Source organism: bacterium, from assembly GCA_030704665.1.
In the GTDB taxonomy this organism is placed as follows: Bacteria; Patescibacteriota; Microgenomatia; order Woykebacterales; family RBG-16-39-9b; genus JAUYID01.
On sequence record JAUYID010000009.1, the window covers coordinates 359829 to 377356 of the forward strand.

14 protein-coding genes and 1 tRNA gene are annotated in these 17528 nt (G+C 47.5%); 9 read left to right on the top strand and 6 right to left on the bottom strand.

What is annotated here, in order from left to right:
* Positions 1 to 9 precede the first annotated feature (9 nt).
* Entirely contained in the window at positions 10 to 930 is a 921-nt protein-coding gene (locus Q8P13_02075; protein MDP2671227.1) for a DMT family transporter, read from the bottom strand.
* Between the two features lie 81 nt (positions 931 to 1011).
* On the opposite strand from Q8P13_02075, the gene Q8P13_02080 reads away from it, so the two are divergent.
* From Q8P13_02080 to Q8P13_02100, 5 genes are all read left to right on the top strand, one after another.
* Positions 1012 to 1557: a hypothetical protein gene (locus Q8P13_02080; GenBank protein ID MDP2671228.1), complete on the top strand. Its 546-nt coding sequence runs from the start codon at positions 1012 to 1014 to the stop codon at positions 1555 to 1557.
* A complete protein-coding gene (locus Q8P13_02085) occupies positions 1557 to 4049 on the top strand; it encodes a TraM recognition domain-containing protein (GenBank protein MDP2671229.1) in 2493 nt (830 codons plus the stop codon). Before Q8P13_02080 ends, Q8P13_02085 begins: the two co-directional genes overlap by 1 nt.
* 28 nt (positions 4050 to 4077) lie before the next feature.
* Positions 4078 to 7053 carry a hypothetical protein gene (locus Q8P13_02090; protein ID MDP2671230.1) on the top strand — a complete coding sequence of 992 codons (2976 nt, stop codon included), beginning with the start codon at positions 4078 to 4080 and terminating at the stop codon, positions 7051 to 7053.
* Positions 7050 to 7382 (top strand): hypothetical protein, encoded by a 333-nt coding sequence (locus Q8P13_02095; protein ID MDP2671231.1) that lies wholly within the window; start codon positions 7050 to 7052, stop codon positions 7380 to 7382. The genes Q8P13_02090 and Q8P13_02095 overlap by 4 nt, the downstream gene beginning before the upstream one ends.
* Before the next feature lie 99 nt (positions 7383 to 7481).
* Positions 7482 to 8081, top strand: coding sequence for a hypothetical protein (locus Q8P13_02100; protein ID MDP2671232.1), 600 nt, complete (start codon positions 7482 to 7484; stop codon positions 8079 to 8081).
* A gap of 86 nt (positions 8082 to 8167) precedes the next feature.
* Here the strand turns inward: Q8P13_02100 and hisS are convergent, their stop codons facing one another.
* The 4 genes from hisS to Q8P13_02120 form a co-directional block, all read right to left on the bottom strand.
* Positions 8168 to 9376: a histidine--tRNA ligase gene (gene hisS / locus Q8P13_02105; GenBank protein ID MDP2671233.1), complete on the bottom strand. Its 1209-nt coding sequence runs from the start codon at positions 9374 to 9376 to the stop codon at positions 8168 to 8170.
* 110 nt (positions 9377 to 9486) lie between these two features.
* Positions 9487 to 11568: a helix-turn-helix transcriptional regulator gene (locus Q8P13_02110; protein ID MDP2671234.1), complete on the bottom strand. Its 2082-nt coding sequence runs from the start codon at positions 11566 to 11568 to the stop codon at positions 9487 to 9489.
* Positions 11569 to 11718: 150 nt separating this feature from the next.
* Positions 11719 to 12429 (bottom strand): DUF5666 domain-containing protein, encoded by a 711-nt coding sequence (locus Q8P13_02115; GenBank protein ID MDP2671235.1) that lies wholly within the window; start codon positions 12427 to 12429, stop codon positions 11719 to 11721.
* On the bottom strand, positions 12426 to 12827 hold the full coding sequence (locus tag Q8P13_02120) for a hypothetical protein (GenBank protein ID MDP2671236.1): 402 nt from the start codon (positions 12825 to 12827) through the stop codon (positions 12426 to 12428). The genes Q8P13_02115 and Q8P13_02120 overlap by 4 nt, the downstream gene beginning before the upstream one ends.
* 111 nt (positions 12828 to 12938) lie before the next feature.
* Between Q8P13_02120 and Q8P13_02125 the strand changes: the two genes are divergently transcribed.
* Genes Q8P13_02125 through Q8P13_02135 form a run of 3 tightly spaced genes read left to right on the top strand, consistent with a single transcriptional unit; the run spans position 12939 to position 16204 of the window.
* Positions 12939 to 13589 carry an MBL fold metallo-hydrolase gene (locus Q8P13_02125; protein MDP2671237.1) on the top strand — a complete coding sequence of 217 codons (651 nt, stop codon included), beginning with the start codon at positions 12939 to 12941 and terminating at the stop codon, positions 13587 to 13589.
* A gap of 43 nt (positions 13590 to 13632) precedes the next feature.
* Entirely contained in the window at positions 13633 to 14988 is a 1356-nt protein-coding gene (gene dnaB, locus Q8P13_02130; protein ID MDP2671238.1) for a replicative DNA helicase, read from the top strand.
* Positions 14989 to 15001: 13 nt separating this feature from the next.
* Positions 15002 to 16204, top strand: coding sequence for a PQQ-dependent sugar dehydrogenase (locus Q8P13_02135; GenBank protein ID MDP2671239.1), 1203 nt, complete (start codon positions 15002 to 15004; stop codon positions 16202 to 16204).
* A gap of 257 nt (positions 16205 to 16461) precedes the next feature.
* On the opposite strand, the gene Q8P13_02140 is transcribed toward Q8P13_02135, so the two are convergent.
* Positions 16462 to 16547: transfer RNA gene (locus tag Q8P13_02140), tRNA-Leu, on the bottom strand.
* 88 nt (positions 16548 to 16635) lie between these two features.
* Here Q8P13_02140 and Q8P13_02145 point away from each other — a divergent pair.
* Positions 16636 to 17490, top strand: coding sequence for a hypothetical protein (locus tag Q8P13_02145; protein ID MDP2671240.1), 855 nt, complete (start codon positions 16636 to 16638; stop codon positions 17488 to 17490).
* Positions 17491 to 17528 lie beyond the last annotated feature (38 nt).

Genomic DNA, 17528 nt, shown 5'->3' on the forward strand with positions numbered 1-17528 from the left:
AAAATCAAATCAATTGCGCTGGTGTTTACGCAGGTGGTGGTGCGGTTTGTTCAAAGTTGAGAAGTAAACTCCGAGAAGAATTATTACTCCGGCCAGGAGAAAGAAGGGATCGAGCTTTTCATGCAAAAAGATTGCTCCGAGGGCAATCGACACAATTGGCGTGATATAGCTGAGCGAGGAAACCAAGTGGACTTTGATTCGTGCTAGCCCCCAATCGAAAAGAAGATAGGCGAAAAAGGAGGCAAAAAGAGCAGAAAAGAGAATGGCGAGGATTCCGACCAAAGTTACTTCCCGAATCCAAAAAGGGTGGGTGGCGGTTTCAACTAGAGAAAAGGGAAGAAAAGCTAGACTGGAGACAAAGAAGGCAAAGCAAGTGACAGTCAACGAAGAGTAGCTTGCATAGAGTCTTTTCGAGCCAATGATATAGACCGAGCCAAAAATTACTGATAAAACAAGCAGAAAATTCCCGAGCAGTGGAAACTCAAAGTCACCTCCGTTGGTCAAGATAGGTCTGATCACGAGCAAAGCGGTGCCCAAAAAACCAAAGACAATGCCGGCTTTGTTGAGCAAGGAGATTTTTTCTTTCAAAAACCAGCTAGCCGCAACTAAATCAATGATTGGTTCCGTTGAAATCAAAAGAGCTGCAGTCACGACAGTAGTTAAGTTCAAACCGAGAACCAAAAAGCCAATATGAAAAGCGAGCCCGAAGAGGGAAACAAAAATTAACGAGACGGAGTCCTGCCGACTGACTTTTTGAGGAGGATGCAAAAGTAAGATTGGGGTGATCAAAAGAGCTGCAATCGCAAAACGGATAAAAACAGCTGAAAAAGGAGGGATTTCGGACAAAGCAATTTTTAAAGCCGGTGTGGTCAGGCCCCAGATGGTGGAAGCGAGAAGGACAGCGAGAAAGCCGGCAGTTTCTTTCTTCATTACCAATTAGTTTAACAAAAACGTAAAAAGAAAGTTTCCGCTTGCCAGGTTAGGATCTTTTCCTCTATAATTTATGTAACTATGAATGAACCTGCCCAGGCTGCTTCGATTGAGCATGGCTTGCCCAAAGGAGCAGAAACAGCTTCAACCTTTTCTACTTCTCTGGAAACAAATCCCCCGCAACCCCAAGTTGAGGTGAGACCACAACTAAGCAATGAACAGCAAGAGGCTGACGAAGCACGAAGAATTCAAGAGTTAACCAGCCAAGTTCGTCAAGCTCAAGAACGGACGGAAGAACCAGTAAATTTTGCTCAGAGCCTCGAAAAAAGAGCTGAGGTACTAAACAAGCAAGCAACTGGTCTGCGGGCAGAACACGAGCCAGTAGACAAAGGACCCAGTGTCAGTCCAGCCACACACTTCCTTTTGGAGGCGGAAGAAAGAAGAGCCGCTCACTTAGCTGCCTTGGTTGGGGTAGATGCCACCGAGCCAGTCAAGCAAGAGAAACAAGTGCCCCCTCCGACTCAAGACAGAGGGGAAGCTGCTCCGAGCACCCCAACTAACTTAGAAGATAAAGCTAGAGCACTAGAAGCGCAATTTGAAAGTGGCGGAGGGCAAAAGGCTGCCTGATGTTTGATTTTACTGTTTACGCACAGACTCCAAATTCTCCTGATCTGGGCCAAAGTCTTTTGGGTTTGACGGTTTTGGTTTTAAGCCTACTTTTTGGCTTGGTTCTCTTTGCCCTTTTACCCTTTGCTTTTATCCTTTTTCGTCGTTACCAAAAAAGAGAGAAGCGTAGTTGGGATTACGTGCTCTTGCAGGTAAAACCGACCAAGTACAACGAAATTAAAATCGAAGCCGCGGAAGCGATGTTCGCTTCTTTCTACGGACTTTTTCGGGCGGGTGCCCAGGGTTGGATAAAGGGGCAGGATCACATCGGGTTTGAGATTGTTTCCAAAAATGGCGAAATTGTTTTTTATGTTTCTACCCCCAATGAGCTTTCCGACCTAGTTGAAAAGCAAATCCACAGCTTTTACCCTGAAGCAGAGATTGTCCCAGTTCCGGACTACACAATCTCAACTGGAAAATATACTGATATCGTGGAGCTGTCTTTAAAGGCCAAAGCTTTCAAGCCAATCCGGCGCTTTAAAGAGTTTGGGGAGGACGTTGACCCGATGAACTCAATCACAACGGCTCTCTCCAAACTTGAGCAAGGAGAAGCAGCAGCTTTACAGATACTGATTGCTCCGGCGGGAAGTGGCTGGCAAGGCCGCGGTTTTCGTGAAATTCACAGAGTCCAGACGAGTGCCTCAAGCTCAATTACTGCCCAAATCGGCAAAAGTATTACCAGCCCCGGGCAACCCCAACAGCCTGATCTACAACAACCCGAGGCTAGAACCAATTCAGTGACTATGGACCCTTACAAAAAAATTGAAGAAAAATCCTCAAAGCCTGGTTTTGACACCGTGATCCGTTTCGTGGTTTGCGCGAACAACAAATACAACGCTGAAGTTTATATCAACAATATGATTGGCTCTTTCGCGCAGTTTGCTGATCCGGTAGGCAACGGTTTTCGGCGCCGTCGTTGGCCTTGGACTCTGACCAAAAAACAATCTCTTTCTGATTTCGTCAACCACATCATGCCCCTATTTTTTGGCAAAATGATTCTTAATACTGATGAGCTGGCAACAGTTTTTCATTTTCCCAGCAAAAAGGTCATGACCCCGAACATTATCTGGGCACTAGCCAAAAAATCCGCAGCCCCAACCACCGTTCCTAGCCAAGGTTTGTACCTTGGTAAAAGTGTCTTTCGGGGAGTGGAAACCCCGATCAGAATTACCGAGGATGATCGCCGTCGCCATACTTACATCATCGGGCAAACCGGTACTGGAAAAAGTGAGCTGCTCAAGCACCTGGCTTACCAAGACATTGTTGAAGGCAAAGGGGTGGCTTTTATCGATCCTCATGGGAGCGCAATTGAGGATTTGATCAATATGATTCCAGCTTCTCGAGCCGAAGACGTGATTCTTTTCGACGCGGGCGATACAGAAAGGCCGCTTGGACTCAATATTCTCGAGGGTGAAACTGACGAACAGAAAAACATGGTGGTGAACTCTTTTATTGCCTTGCTCTACAAACTCTATGATCCAAAAAAAGTTGGCATCATGGGACCGAGATTGGAGCGGGCCATTCGCAACGTCATGCTTACGGCTATGGTGGAGAAAGGGAACACTTTGGTAGAAGTTTTGCGCTTGCTCATCGATCCGAAATTTGTTCAGGAGAAACTGCCGCTCATTACCGACCCCTTAGTACGTAGATATTGGACCGATGAGATCGCTCAAACTTCGGACTTTCATAAAAGCGAAACCATGGGTTACTTCGTTTCCAAATTTGACCGTTTCGTCACTGACAAACTGTTGCGCAATATTGTCGGTCAAAGTCAATCGGCTTTTGATTTTCGCAAATTGATGGACGAAGGCAAGATTTTGCTTGTTGACCTCTCCAAAGGAAAAATAGGGGATGAGAATTCCAATTTCTTGGGACTGATCTTAGTTCCAAGAATCCTCATCGCCGCCATGAGCCGGATTGATGTACCTGAGGAGCAACGCCGTGACTTTTATCTCTACGTGGACGAGTTTCAGAACTTTGCTACTCCTGACTTTGCGGTCATTCTTTCGGAAGCGAGAAAGTATCACCTCAACTTGACTGTCGCCAACCAGTTTATTGCTCAAATCGAGCAGGATATCAAAGACGCGGTTTTTGGTAACGTTGGAACTACGATTGCCTTCCGAGTCGGTATTGATGACGCTACTTACCTGGAACATCAGTTTGAACCGGTTTTCAACAAGCAAGATCTGATCAACAACCCGATCGGGCACGCCTACATTCGCCTGCTCGTCAAGGGTCAACCGACGCCACCGTTTTCTTTTTCAACTGATTGGAACCAGATTCAGGGAATTGCCAGAAACAAAGAAACCGGCTCGGCCATTGCTGAGCTCTCTCGACTCAGATTCGGAAAAGATAAAAATATTGTTGAAGCTGAAATAAATCGGCGGGCGGAGCTGGATAAACCAGTCCCCCTACAAAAACCAAATCCAGAGCCGATCACAAAAAATGTTTAGGCAAGTTTTGTTATTATTAAAGTAACTTATGTTAAACCCTGAATCATTCCGACCAGACCTGGCCCCTCAAAGTGGTGAGGGCGGTGCTTCTGGTGGGAAAGAAGTTTCTTTAGATGCGGCAAAGTTTACAGCCTGGAAAGAAAGGTACGAGGGGGGAAAATCCTTCACCAAGAAAGATGTAGCTAGCATGGCTAGTTATGTCTCTCGAAGTGGTGGTACTGGTGAACCCGGAGCACCAAACCCAAACGATTTGGACCCGCGTCGACTCTTTGAAAAAATTGTTGAGAGAACAGAAAAAGAAGAGGGTAGCCCTACAAGAATTTCTTTTAGGGAAGAGGCGGTTGCACAGGATTCAGATGAGACTAGACCAGCTACTGAGGAGGATTTAGAAAGACTAGCCAAAAATGGAATTGGAGGGCTGCGCGAGGAGGAGTCTCCAAGTCCTCTCGACACAAGTCGCCCACCCGTTGAGCTCGAGGATGCTTCCCAAGGTCGAGCTCCAGCAGCAGAAGATGTCGATGAAACTGAAGAAGAGCCACAGGGTGGCGTGGTTAAGCAACCTTCCCAAGGTCGTGGCAGAGCGAGAAGAGCTGATGAGGCTGATCTAGAAGCTGGACAGCCAGGAGGACGAACCCACCGAGCACCGAGAATTCCAGCCCCACCTGAACCACCAGTCGAAGCCAATGCTGGTGCGGTAGGACCACCTCCAATTGACCGCCAACCTCCAGCTCCACCTGCTCCTGAAGATGATGAGCGGAGACAAGAAACTACTGCGACTACACCGCCTGCGCTTCCTAGAGTTGAACAGAGCCAGCCTGATCCGGAAGACCTAGAAAGACACCAACAAGGTCTAAAGACTTACGGAGATTTGAAATTTGGTGCTGAGTTTCAGTCAGTTGATGGTAGAAATTTTAAAGTAATGGAAACAAAGTTTGTTGATGTTAGTAAGGAAGAAGCAGAAAGACTCCATAGTATAGAAGTAGAGAAGGGTTTGAGGGGAGTATGGGAAGAAAAGCCAGGGGTACAAATAGAGCTTGCTTTGGGAGAAGAAGGTGGGAAGCAAAGCCGTCATCGCTACGATGCTAGGGTTGACGGAAATGAGTCGATGAGAGAACTACTAGGTATCAGCGCTCTTGATCATCAGGGAAGAAGAACCGCCGCAGTAGGTGAGCCAAGACAAGAGCAACCACCTGGGCCGCCAGGACCACCGTCCCGAGTGCGGGTTGTCCCGCCTCCCGAGACTCAACCACAGGCCCCTCAACTAGAAGAGCGGCTACCACCTCTCTTGGCGAGATTTGATTATACCCAACTGAGCGAAGTCGAAAAAGCTGACAAAGTCGAAGAATTCCGGCAAAGAATTCAGGCAGTGGAAGAAGAAACCAGAGAACTGCAACCAGGCGATAAAGATGCAATTGTTGACCTGAAGCGAGACTTTCTTCGGGGTGGAGGAGAAATGTTTTGGGCCAGGCCACTAAATCAAGAGGGACATTGGGGGGACACCCCAAATGAGGCAGCACGAGATTTTGTTAGTTACCTTGGACAGGGAGGCATTTTTACTGATGGGGTAAATACCTACCGAGTTAACGAGCTTATTCTTACGGGTAGTGACTTGAGTTCGTTGACTCCGGAGCAATTAGAGGCTCTTCGGGAGGATGTAAATCTTTTCGGTTACCGAGCGGTTTTACATGCGTTTCCGGGTAAGTCTATCAGCGTCCAGTACGCGGTCAGTAATGCAGAAGACCAAGAGCAGGTTTTTCCTCGGAAAGACGTAGTTGGAGCCGTGCGAGGAACATTTTCTAGAACTGCCGCCCAAACAGCTGCGGAAACCGGAGTTGGTGGAGTAGCAGCGGGAACTGGACCGACTGGAACCGAAACTGGTGGAGGAGGAATTCCACCGGAAACTCCACCGACGACAACGGCAGGTGGGCCTGAAGGGGAGCCGCCTTCAGAGCGAACGAAGCAAGCTTATGACGCGCTTCTCAAAGAAGCTCTTGAGGACCTCTCCCGGCGCGGAGTGGGGGCAGGAGCGGAAAGAGAGCCTATCAGCGAAGATTTGTTCAAACGAATTTTGCAAGTACAGAATTTTTATTTAGCCAATCACCGTCCTGAAGTTTTCAAAGATCCGAACTTTAACCCGCTGGAAGACCCGGTCATTCAAGCGATCATGACTTTGCGGCAGCGGGAGAGCTTTGGTTCAGGACAGAACCTGGTGCGAGCGATTTTGATGCTTGAAGGTATGAAGAGTGACGCCATCGGTACCGGAGGAGAGGGAGGAAAAGTCAGCCCAACCCAGCAGGATCGTTTGAACGAGCTCAACAACCTTCAAAAAGAACTGGAGAAGAATTTGCGCGCTGAGCCACGACGGGGCCTCGTCAAGAGCATGGCTGAGTTGATGAGAAGGGCCAACCCACTCAAATGGCGGGAGATTGGAGTCGAAAGAAGATTTCAGAGGGCAGCAGCTTTTGGTTTTGATTACGATCTTTTGCAGGTGCTCGAAAAGGCTGACTATTCCAGAGAGAGAATTGATGACACACTAAAAAGAAACCTGACTAAGTGGGAAGATGAGCTGATTGCTGCTAGAGCAGCCGGTTCCGCTCCACTCCCGGTTGCAGCCGAAACTAACGCACAAAGTTCAGGAACGCAAACTGGGGGAGGGAGCGAAACCACTTCCAGCCCTGAGGCGGCAGCGGCGGCCAAGACTGCCGCAAGTGCTTTTGCTCTTGAGCTGATGAGGACTTGGTTGCGAACCGGCGGAAAAATGTCGCAAAAGGAGATGAATGGTTTGCTGACTAGGGGAGTAGCCATCTTGGCGGGAGCAGCCAACACCAATCCAGCCCTGGCACCACTTTTCCAAGAGCTTTCAGCAGAGTCACAGGAAAAAGGTAGGAGAATTGCTTTCTGGCGCTTTGGCAAAAAAGCAGCGGCGACAACTGGTATACTTATGTTAATTACGGTTGCGGTGATCGGTTTAACCAGCTATGAGGCCTTTCAACAAAAACAATGATCGACAATCTTGAATTTACCAAATTTGTTTTGAAAACGAAAAAAATGACTCCCGAGCAGAAAAATCTCTTTTTGGAGGCGGTTCCGAACATGACTGAGGAAGATAAAACGAACCTGATTCTTTCCTTGGGCTTGCAAAATTTGGCCGCAATTTATGAAGATGTTTCCGATACCGAGGACAAGGCTGCCCTTTCCGGAAAAGACATTGACCAGGAAGTGGATAATTTTCTGCTCAAAAGAGGAGAGAGTATCGACAACGACCAAATTGAGCAGCTGCGTGATCAACTGAAAAGCGCGAGTGACAGAACCCCAAAACCCGAACAAGTTTAAACCTCTTGAACCTCAGTTTAAGTTGACATCCAATCTCATAGTGTGATATATCATGCCTATTCAATTCGGTTGGTAAGCCATGGATAAGGAGAGTGAAACATGGATACTTCCCTAGGCCAAAGAATTCAGGACTTCATCCTGTCTTTGGTGGGAGTTCGGCCTGAACTGGTCAAACACTTGCAGGAGGCCGCGGATGGGGATCAGGGTGAGGTCATGAAGATCTCACGGGCGATTTCCGCCATCGACAATACCTCCGAGCTTCCGCAGCGTTTCGAGGCACTTTCGCCGAAGGTTCGTTTAGCTTTGGAATTCGCGGATGCATCTGCGACAGTTCGAGCAGATCTGGATTCGGCAGACGAATCGGTTCCAGATTCGCGTGGGCGTCCTCAAAAAGCAGCTGCGAAGAAGACCGCCCGCAAGACCGCCAAGAAGACGCCGAAGAAGGCGCGCAAGGCGGCCAAGAAGAAGACTGCGGCGAAGAAGACTGGGACACGCAAGAAGGCAGCGAAGAAAACCGCTGGCAAGCGTGCTGCCGGGGAGACTGCGTCCAAGAAAGCGGCGAGCAAGGGCAAAGTCGACCCCGACACTCGGGTCAAGATCGCGGCGGACTTGAAGAATGGTCACTCGCCGAAAGATATCGCCGCTCGCTATGGGGTCACGGGTCAGGCTGTCGGCAACGTCAAGCGTTTTGGACCCTAGTCGGAATCAGACGGAGAGAAAGAGAGCGATCGCTTTTCAGGACCACAACTCCACTTTGTGGTCCTTCTCCGTTTTTAGATTGAAAGTTACTTAATTTTTTTGACGAGGTTGGCCAGAGTGAGGGTTTCCTGTTTTTGGGTAGAAAAATCTTTGAGAGTAATTTTTTCCTCTTTGATTTCCTCAGGTCCGAGAAAGGCTACAAAAGGAATTTTCTTTTGGTCGGCATATTTGAGTTGTTTATCAAGTTTGGCGTTTGGATCCAGGTAAATTTCCGAATTAATTCCCCGTTTGCGCAGTTCGTTGACCAGTTCCAGTGAATTAACCAAATATTTTGCTTCAAAGATGGTGACGAGAACTTGGGTTGACGAGCCAGCCTTCGGTAGTAAACCGTTCTCTTCGGCAGCCTCAAGCAGGCGATCAAAGCCAAAGGAGAAACCAACCGCCGGTACAGTTTCTTTACCAAAGATACCGATTAGTTTGTCGTAGCGACCACCACCACCGACACTGCCAGAGCCATAACCCTCAATTTCGACTTCAATGATTGCCCCGGTGTAATAGTCGAGTCCGCGGGCCAGAGTCGGGTAAAAAGCAAAATTTTCTTTTGGTAGCCCGCAAGCTTCCAAAAGATCGAAAAGTTCGTTAATTGCCTCAGTAGGTGCGGCCCCCTTGATTTTTTCGAGAGTTTCGAGAGCAGCGCGCTGGTTAAAACCTTGTTTCTTGATTTGTTCAACCACTCCAACCTCACCGATTTTGTCTAGTTTGTCTAGGGCGACAACTATTGCTTTTGGCAAAGAAGTAAAAAGGCTGCGATCGTTGATTTTAAAAGTAAATTTTTCAAAACCAATTGCTTTGAGTACTGAGGCAGCAGCCAAAATCACTTCGGCATCGGCCAGTAGAGAAGTGGTGCCGACAGTGTCGATATCGACTTGGAGAAACTCACGGAAGCGTCCCGCCTGCGTGTTTTCCGCTCGCCAAACGGGTTGGATTTGGTAGCGTTTGAAGGGTTTAGTTAAATTCGGATATTGAGCCATGACTCGGGCGAGGGGAACGGTTTGGTCGTAGCGCAGCGCAACTTCCCGTCCACCGCGATCCTCAAATTCGTAAATGAGTTTTTCTTCTTCGCCGTACTTACCTTTGAGAATTTCAGCGTACTCCAGGGCTGGGGTTTCCAGGGGTTCAAAACCAAATTTAGCAAATTCAGCGACCATTTTTCCCAGCAAAAAAGACCGCTTGCGCGCGGCTTCTGGTAAAAAGTCTCGAAACCCTTTCGGGGTTTGCAAACTTGATTTGTTCATGGTCGCAATTATAGCGCAAGTTAGGGCTATTTGGAAGTTGTTGGTTGGGACAAAGGGGTCGGGGGAGAGGAGCTCACAGTTGTGAAAACTCCTCTCCGGGCCTTGGTTGTTTAGACAGCGATCTCTACTCCTTCCCGTTTGTTCGATCTGTCGCTTTCCCGGATCAATTCGATCAGCTCATCTACCTCCCATCTGCTACCGTAGCGTTGAGAGAGACGGATCATCAGGGTTTTGGCAGTGTTGTCGAGCACTTCTCCGTTCTTTTCCGCTTCTCGTGCTTTCCCGAGCTCTTCAAAGGCAGTGGGTAGAAGCTTCGGGACAAGACCTGCTGGGATACCGCAGCGGTTGTCGATCAGACGAGCATTGAAGGTCAAGTCGCGGTTGACGACACTGGCTAGAAGAAGTTCCCAACTCGAGGTTGTGAACTTGAACGGAGGTTTGTTGCTCGGCTTGGCACCATTGGCCCCGACTAGCAATGGGATCGAGCTGATCGTGGGCGTCTGACCTTTGGGGGTCAGATGGATGATGACCTCAGCGATACTTCCAAAGGTCCCAAGCCATTGGGTCCTAAAGCTATCCAGGAATTGCGAAAATTCCGGAGAAGTGCTCAAGGATGGATCATACAGGGCGTCATTTACCTTCCTCACCACCGAGTTTAGGTACATATTCGCATCGTCCGGCTTGGTGGGCCCACCTACTGCTTGAGACAGTTGGTACGGGTTCAGGTTTTTTCGGGTAAGAAAGGCAAAGCGCGCAATCTTGAGCTCTTCGGCGCTGAAGTTCAGATCAAAGCCTGAGGCCGCGACTTCTTCTTCTTCTTCTTCCTCGTCTGCCTCCCCAGGATCTTTACTCTCAGCAGATAATCGAGCTGCGGCCGCTGCCTGCTCCCTTTCTCTCTCAAAGTCCTCAAACCCAACTGAGTTTGCCCTAACTCTTGGTACTTCCCTGGGATCAGCTGTGCCTCGGGTGAAGCGCGTGGCGAAAGCTTCAAGAGAAGAGAAGCGGACGGTCTCTCCGAATTTCTCGCGGATATCGGAGAAAAGAGTGCGAGTGGCTGCATCAAGTGATTCTTCGAGCGTGCCCCACACATGAACCATTTTCTTGATAGCTTGGTCTCGATTGATCCGGGCTGTACCGCGTGACCAACCGAATTTTTCGTCGATCCCTGACAGAGTAGTAGTGGTTGAGACGAGGAGAACCTCCCGCATTGTCTCAACCTCACGCCCGGTCAGGCTCTTCGAAGAGTCGGTTCGTTGCCTTGACGCAGGTTGTGATCGGGGAGTAGCCGGTGTAGCAAGGGTTCGCCTACTCAGAGGTGGAGACGGTGGTCTCTGAACCGGTTCTTGCGAAACGGAAACAGAAGCGGCCATTTCCTCCGTGTCTTCGTTATCACCCCGAATACCCCCTTCCGAGGGAAAAGGAAGAGCTACTCTGTCCAGAATGTCGGGAAAGGTCTGCCTGAGTTTGGAGATCAGATCCTCTCGGCTGCTTACTCCCAAGACGCGCATGACGTTAAGGATGATGCTCCCAACTGCCAGCACGGATCTACCGGTTTGCTCGGCGATCTCAGCGTTTTCCAAACCCGCAACGATGAGTTGTGCGACTTCCCATTCTTGGGCGGCTAGAGTCTTGCCGTAGAAGACATGAGAGAGCTTGGGTTCGGTCGAAGTAGAGGGCTCAGCTGTTCCTTGAGCGTTCTTCGAACCCTTGGGTCGACCGGCTCGTCTGGCCTGAACGACCGGAAGGGTTGCTTCGGCTTTGGGTTCTGTCGAAGCAGGAGTTGGCGTTTGTTCTGGCTCTGGGTCAGCAGATGGGACTTCCTTCACCGCCGAAGGCTTATCGGCTCGAAGAGCCTTTTTGGCGGGCTGAAGTCTTTGCTGTTCCTGCCTAGGAGCCTTCAAAACCTTGCCTTCTCGGACCAGCGGCCGTAGTCTGTGGTAGAAGAGCAGCTCGGTAGAGAGTTGCGCTCCGGACAGTCCGTCTGGGTTGCGTAGAGCCGTTTCAAGGCTAGCCTGGAAAAGCTCATCAGCTTGGTCAGGGTGTTTGCCGAGCCGCGTCAAGAGACGTTTGCGTTCCCGCAGACGCTCCAGACAAGCCTGATCTGGATTGGCCTTTCTTTTCTCCTGTTTCTCTGCCTCAGAGAGGAAGCTGAGAAGGGCATTTGCAGCAGTTCTGAACTCAATACTGGTCATGGGGTCTCCCTCCCTTTCATTTCCAGAATCCATTCAAAAGGTTAAGGTGCCAAACAAACTAGCCTAGCGGCTAAGCAGGCGAGATTATATTTGCACATCGGGAGGTAAAAATCCAGACGCTTGTTTAGCTCGTGGTTTTTAAAAGGAAGCTCAGCGAGCGGAGGGAGTTGCTGAGGCAGTAGAAATTTTTATTTTTGCCAAAGAGGGGAGTGAATAAATTAAATTGGCAACTAAATTGCCTCCACTCTCAAGAGTTCCGGCAACAACGACAATGTCGCCAACTTTCAGATCCGAGACCAGTAAATCCTTATTTTTCTGCTTGATTTTGGTTTTGGTGGTGAAGAGGGCTGTTGCCAGCTTCTCTTCAGTTTTTCGGATGTGATTGACCACCAGTCCAGAAGCGTTCAGCTCTCTGATAAAACCAAAAACCGCTCTTCGTTGCGGCTCTTTAGAAAGTTTGCCGATCAAAAGAGCAGTTCCGGAAGAGTCTTTTTTCCCGACTCCGTAGACTGCGATTCGGTCACCAATTTTTAGATTGGGGAGTTTAATCTTTGTTTTCTTGCTGCCGAACTGAAAGTATTTGGTGCTTGAGAGAGTCAAGACTGATTTTTTGCTTTTTCCAAAAAGGACAAAGATAGTCGAGCCATCAATTTGGTCAATCAAGCCAACGAAGTGGTCTTTGCCAAAACCAACTCTAGTTTCGGCGTTACCTGCTGATTTGCTCGCGAGGCGTCTTTCAATCTCTTCAAGCCTTGATTTGGCCCGGCTTTCCACTGAGTTGTCCGGGTCCTGTCCAAAAACAACTCCGACCGAAGAAACGGTAAAAAGGACAAGCAAAGTAGTGAAAACTAGTTTAATCATAGATTTTTGATCTCAGGAGAATAAAAAACTTCTCGGGAAAGAGTTTTGGCCTCACCAGTCTTTTGGTCGAAGGCAATGATGTTGATCTGATTTTCGCCTTCGGTGAGAGTATAGGTGAGACTAAACTTTCCGTCCGTGGTTTCGGTACTAGTATCTTGCGCCCCACCGCTGACCACGACAACTGAGTCGCTACCGGTTGAGCCCTCAATGACAACCTCTTTCTCAAAAGTTGAGGAACCGTCAGCGGGGGCATCAGTCAGAATTAGGGAAAAGCTTTTAGCACTGTTTTGAGTTGAAGTGTCCGAACCTTTTGAGAAAAAGCGGAAATAAACAAAGGTGCCAAGGGCCAAAATCACCAAAAAGAAAATTAGAAAAGTGATTAGACTGCGTTTGTTCATAGAATGATTAGAAAAAGAACTTTACGAAATTAGCACCTTTTCAAAAATTTTTCAAGTGGTCCTTAAGGCATTGATCTAAATAAAAAGGAGTGTTAATATCTCTCTACCTTTATGGATATTACTTTTTTAGGACACGCGGCTTTTAGATTGAAAGGAAAAAGCGCTAGCTTGGTGACTGATCCCTTTGACCCAAAAGTGGGCCTGAAATTCCCCAAAGTTGAAGCTGATATCGTCACCGTTTCCCACGAACACTTTGATCACAACGCTTCTGGTCTTGTCGGTGGTGCGCCCTACATAATCAACGGCGCGGGTGAGTACGAGATCAAAGGAGTCAGTGTCGTGGGGGTGGATTCTTTTCATGATGACAAAGAAGGCGCGGAACGTGGCAGAAACACCCTTTACAATATCCAGATGGATGGAGTAAATGTCGCTCATCTCGGAGATTTGGGCCAGGCAAGTTTGAGCAATACTCAAGTGGAAGAGCTGGGAAATGTGGATATTTTGCTTATTCCGGTTGGAGGTTTTTTTACCATTGATGCTTCTAGTGCAGCAAAAATTGCCGCCCAACTCGAGCCAAAAATTGTCATTCCGATGCACTATCAAGAGATCGGTTCGCAAATCAAGGAGCTCGAAGGACCAGAAAAATTCTTCAAAGAAATGGCCAAAGAAAATGTAGAAAAACTCGACAAACTCTCAATTTCCAAAGAAAAATTTCCGGAAGAACTCAAAGTCATTCAGTTAGTTCGGCCGGGAAGCAGTTAAAAGCTTACCAACCAACAACTGCATTACAACTTAGTCAAAACTCATGGTCCAAGGTAGAGCAGGTTTAAAAACAGTCGAAATAAAATCAGTGGCTGGAAAGATTCCTCCCCAGGCCCTTGAAGCTGAGCAGTCAGTACTGGGGGCATTACTTCTTGATAGAGACGCGATTGTCAAAGTGGCGGAGTCTCTCAAACCAGGACACTTTTACAAAGAAACCCACGCTGAGATCTATCGTGCGATTCTGACTCTTTACGAAAAAAGATTGCCCGCTGATCTGGTCACTATCACTGACGAGCTCAAAAGAATTGATAAGTTTGAAATGGTTGGTGGAGCGGGGTATCTTTCTAGTTTGGTGAACCTGGTTCCAACCGCAGCTCACATCGAACACTACGCCAACTTGGTCAAAGACAAAGCGACCAAAAGAGCCCTCATCTCGGCGGCGAATGCCATTTCGGAAGAAGCTTACAACGAAGAAACCGAAGTAAAAGATTTGCTGGACAGCGCTGAATCGACTCTTTTTGGGATTTCTCAAAACAATTTAAAACAGAATTTTTTGGCGATCAAAGACGCACTGGCTGAAAGTTTCGACCGGCTTGACGAGCTCCACAAGCGCGGTTCTGGGATGCGAGGCATTCCTTCTGGTTACACGGAGCTCGACAAAAAGCTTTCCGGTCTGCAGGACTCGACCTTGATTGTTCTCGCGGCTCGACCTTCGATGGGTAAGACTACCTTGGCAATGAATATGATTCAGCACATTGCTACCAAAGAAAAAGTTCCGGTGGGAATTTTCTCTTTGGAAATGGGCAAAGAACAGTTGGTTGATTTGATGCTTGCTTCCCAAGCTGATGTTGACGCTTGGAAAATCACCACGGGAAATTTGGAAGAGAAAGATTTTGAAAAAATTTCCGATGCGATGGGGGAACTAGCTGAAGCACCAATTTATATTGATGATACGCCAGGAGCTTCAATCATGGAAATGCGCACCAAAGCACGAAGACTGCAAATGGAAGCAGGGTTGAAAGTCCTTTTCGTTGACTATCTACAACTGATTCACGGTCGAGATTTGGAAAACCGAGTCCAGGAAGTTTCCGAGATCTCCCAAGCTCTGAAAAACTTAGCGCGCGAACTCAAAATTCCGGTGGTGGCGATCAGTCAGCTTTCACGGGCGGTTGAATCGAGGCAAACTAGAAATCCTCAACTCTCCGATCTACGAGAATCAGGCGCAATTGAGCAAGACGCCGATGTGGTCATGTTTCTTTACCGAGAAGACGTAGATGATACCGAAAACGTTAAACTCAATATTGCCAAACACCGCAACGGTCCTTTGGGTGAGATTGACCTCAAATTCAAAGGTGAGCGCCGACGTTTTTACGCAGTAGAAAAAGCTAGACTTTCTTAAAAAAACAGATCTCATGAGGTATTTTTTCAGGCCGAAAATCTTCATCCCTCTTTTTATCTTGATTCTAACCCTGGGCGTTGCTATTTTTCTCTTTCTTCTCAAAACCAAAGTTGGGGATTTGCGCCCAGCTCTTTTTCCACCGAGCAAAGATCTTGTCTCTGAAATTGAGAAACAAAAAATCGGAGAGAATGTTTCTATACCCTTAAAATTTGATACTAGTTTTAAAATTGGAGTCTTTGCCAAAAAACTTGGGCCAGTGCGGGATTTGCAGTTTTCCCCAGGTGGGACTCTGCTTGCTTCTGTACCCGCTCAGGGGAGGGTTGTTGCTTTGCCTGATGTCGATAATGACGGGAAAGCTGATAAAGTTGTAAACCTGCTCACAGGACTTAACAAACCTCACGGTCTAGCTTTTTACCAGGGGAAGCTTTTTGTTGCTGAACTTACCAAAGTGAGTCGGTATTCTTTTGATGAGAAGAAATTGACCACCTCTTTTGACAAAAAGCTTTTTTCTTATCCCTATCAAGGCGGTCACAGTACGAGAAGTGTTGTTATTGATAAAAATGGCGTGCTTTTCGTGACCGTGGGTTCGAGTTGTAATGTTTGCGTGGAAAGCGAAGAATGGCTGGCCGGGGTAGTGGTTTCTGATACTGAAGGAAGAAAACCAAGACTTTTTGCTAAAGGTCTACGCAACAGTGTCTTTCTCAAAATTAGCCCGGAGACAGGTAAACTTTGGGGAACAGACATGGGTCGAGACCTTCTCGGAGACAATACTCCGAAAGAAGATATCAACATTATTAAAGACGGTGGGGACTATGGCTGGCCCTTTTGCTATGAAAACAAAGTTCACGATGACAAATTTGATCCAGGCAACAACCATAGTTGTGAAAGTACTTCTGCTCCGGTTTGGAGTATGCAGGCTCATTCAGCTCCCTTAGGCTTAAATTTTATTGATTCGCAGCAGTTTCCGGATTCCTGGCAGGGGGACATGCTCGTTGCCTTTCACGGTTCTTGGAACCGCACAGTTCCAACTGGTTATAAGATAGTTAAACTGGATGTAAAAGGTAGTTCGGTCATTTCACAAGAAGATTTCATCACTGGCTTTCTTGCTGGTTCTTCTGCTCTGGGCCGACCAGTTGATTTGGAATTTGATTCCAAAGGCAGTCTCTTTATTTCCGATGACAAAATTGGGGCGATTTACAAGTTAGTAAAAAAATAGTTATTTCGAAAAATACTTAGTAAGTTTAATAACAATTTCAGATACTCCAACCATCAAGATTAGAATTAGAAAAGAACTCAAAAACCAAAAAGGCCAAAAACTTTTTATAAACAAAGTTTTACCCATTATTTGGGTTATGGTCATTGGCTCAAAATTCTGATAGTCATAGTAATTAATGATTGAAGAGAAAAGGAAACCCAGGAAAAGGGAAGCAAGTATATAGACTGCAATTTTTAAGTAAGGAGTTTTCATTTCTTTGGTGGGCAAGGAGGGAGTCGAACCCTCATGAGTTTGAGCTCACAGGTTTTTGAGACCTGCGTGTCTACCATTCCACCACTTGCCCAGTGAAACCCGATTATATAGTTTTGAGCCTGGTTTTGCAATTTAGTCAATTGACACCCTAGCGTTTCTTTGCCATTATAGATGGGCCTATGTTTGACCCAAACGGAGATTCTAGCCCGGCTCCGTCAGTGCCGGGAGCAACTCTTTCACAAAACAATCCAAACCCACCCGAGCCTAGCAGCTCTTTACCGACTAATTTACCTGACTCGACAGCAACCGTTGTCCCACAACAACCTTCTTGGGTAGTTCCTTCTCCGCTTGATGGATCGGGGGTAGAGCCTTTACCAGTTCAGGAAAAGCCGCTGACTGTCTCAGATGCAGCTCAAGTTGCCTCACCAGACAGTTTAGGGGTGGCTATTGATGCGCCACTAACTGGCGAAACACCCGACTCGTCAGTCGAAGAGGAGCGGGTGATTTCTTCACCACCGACACTGGACAAACTGGCCGATACGGCGGTGGAGGTAAGTAAACTTTCGAGTGAAGAAACCCTGAAAAAAGCTTCCTTTGATGTGACTATTCTTTATTTGGATTATCGGCAAAAGCTTGCCTTGAGTGGCGAAGCAAACACGGCGCAGTGGGAGGAGGTAGCCAAAGCCTATCCAGACTTTGCTGGTAAGATTCAGGAACTAGCCGCTACCTTGCGGGAGGTGGAAAAGGTCAAGAAAGAGGCTTATCCGGAAACTGATCAGATCTTGCAGAAAGTGAGTTTTCACAACGTTGAAGATGAGGCTAGTCGAATGCTGCTAACCGATTTTCTCTGGAGGCGAGCGACGAACCAATCAGGAAAGTTTGATAAAGAGATGAGCTTTGCCAAAGAAGCAGTTTCGATTCTGCGAGAGCTTGGAGTTTCAGAAGAAAAACTGCGTAGCAAAGTTGACCTATCACCCGTGCAAATTCTTGAAGAAGTCCTCAAAGGCAAACTCCGCCTGAGCAAAATTCAATAAATTTTAAGCAAAACAAAATGTCTAGGCCCCGGCAGTTT

Coding starts and splice junctions, on each gene's coding strand:
- Q8P13_02075 (MDP2671227.1), bottom strand. CDS start 930: ATGAAGAAAGAAACTGCCGGCTTTCTCGCTGTCCTTCTCGCTTCCACC.
- Q8P13_02080 (MDP2671228.1), top strand. CDS start 1,012: ATGAATGAACCTGCCCAGGCTGCTTCGATTGAGCATGGCTTGCCCAAA.
- Q8P13_02085 (MDP2671229.1), top strand. CDS start 1,557: ATGTTTGATTTTACTGTTTACGCACAGACTCCAAATTCTCCTGATCTG.
- Q8P13_02090 (MDP2671230.1), top strand. CDS start 4,078: ATGTTAAACCCTGAATCATTCCGACCAGACCTGGCCCCTCAAAGTGGT.
- Q8P13_02095 (MDP2671231.1), top strand. CDS start 7,050: ATGATCGACAATCTTGAATTTACCAAATTTGTTTTGAAAACGAAAAAA.
- Q8P13_02100 (MDP2671232.1), top strand. CDS start 7,482: ATGGATACTTCCCTAGGCCAAAGAATTCAGGACTTCATCCTGTCTTTG.
- hisS (MDP2671233.1), bottom strand. CDS start 9,376: ATGAACAAATCAAGTTTGCAAACCCCGAAAGGGTTTCGAGACTTTTTA.
- Q8P13_02110 (MDP2671234.1), bottom strand. CDS start 11,568: ATGACCAGTATTGAGTTCAGAACTGCTGCAAATGCCCTTCTCAGCTTC.
- Q8P13_02115 (MDP2671235.1), bottom strand. CDS start 12,429: ATGATTAAACTAGTTTTCACTACTTTGCTTGTCCTTTTTACCGTTTCT.
- Q8P13_02120 (MDP2671236.1), bottom strand. CDS start 12,827: ATGAACAAACGCAGTCTAATCACTTTTCTAATTTTCTTTTTGGTGATT.
- Q8P13_02125 (MDP2671237.1), top strand. CDS start 12,939: ATGGATATTACTTTTTTAGGACACGCGGCTTTTAGATTGAAAGGAAAA.
- dnaB (MDP2671238.1), top strand. CDS start 13,633: ATGGTCCAAGGTAGAGCAGGTTTAAAAACAGTCGAAATAAAATCAGTG.
- Q8P13_02135 (MDP2671239.1), top strand. CDS start 15,002: ATGAGGTATTTTTTCAGGCCGAAAATCTTCATCCCTCTTTTTATCTTG.
- Q8P13_02145 (MDP2671240.1), top strand. CDS start 16,636: ATGTTTGACCCAAACGGAGATTCTAGCCCGGCTCCGTCAGTGCCGGGA.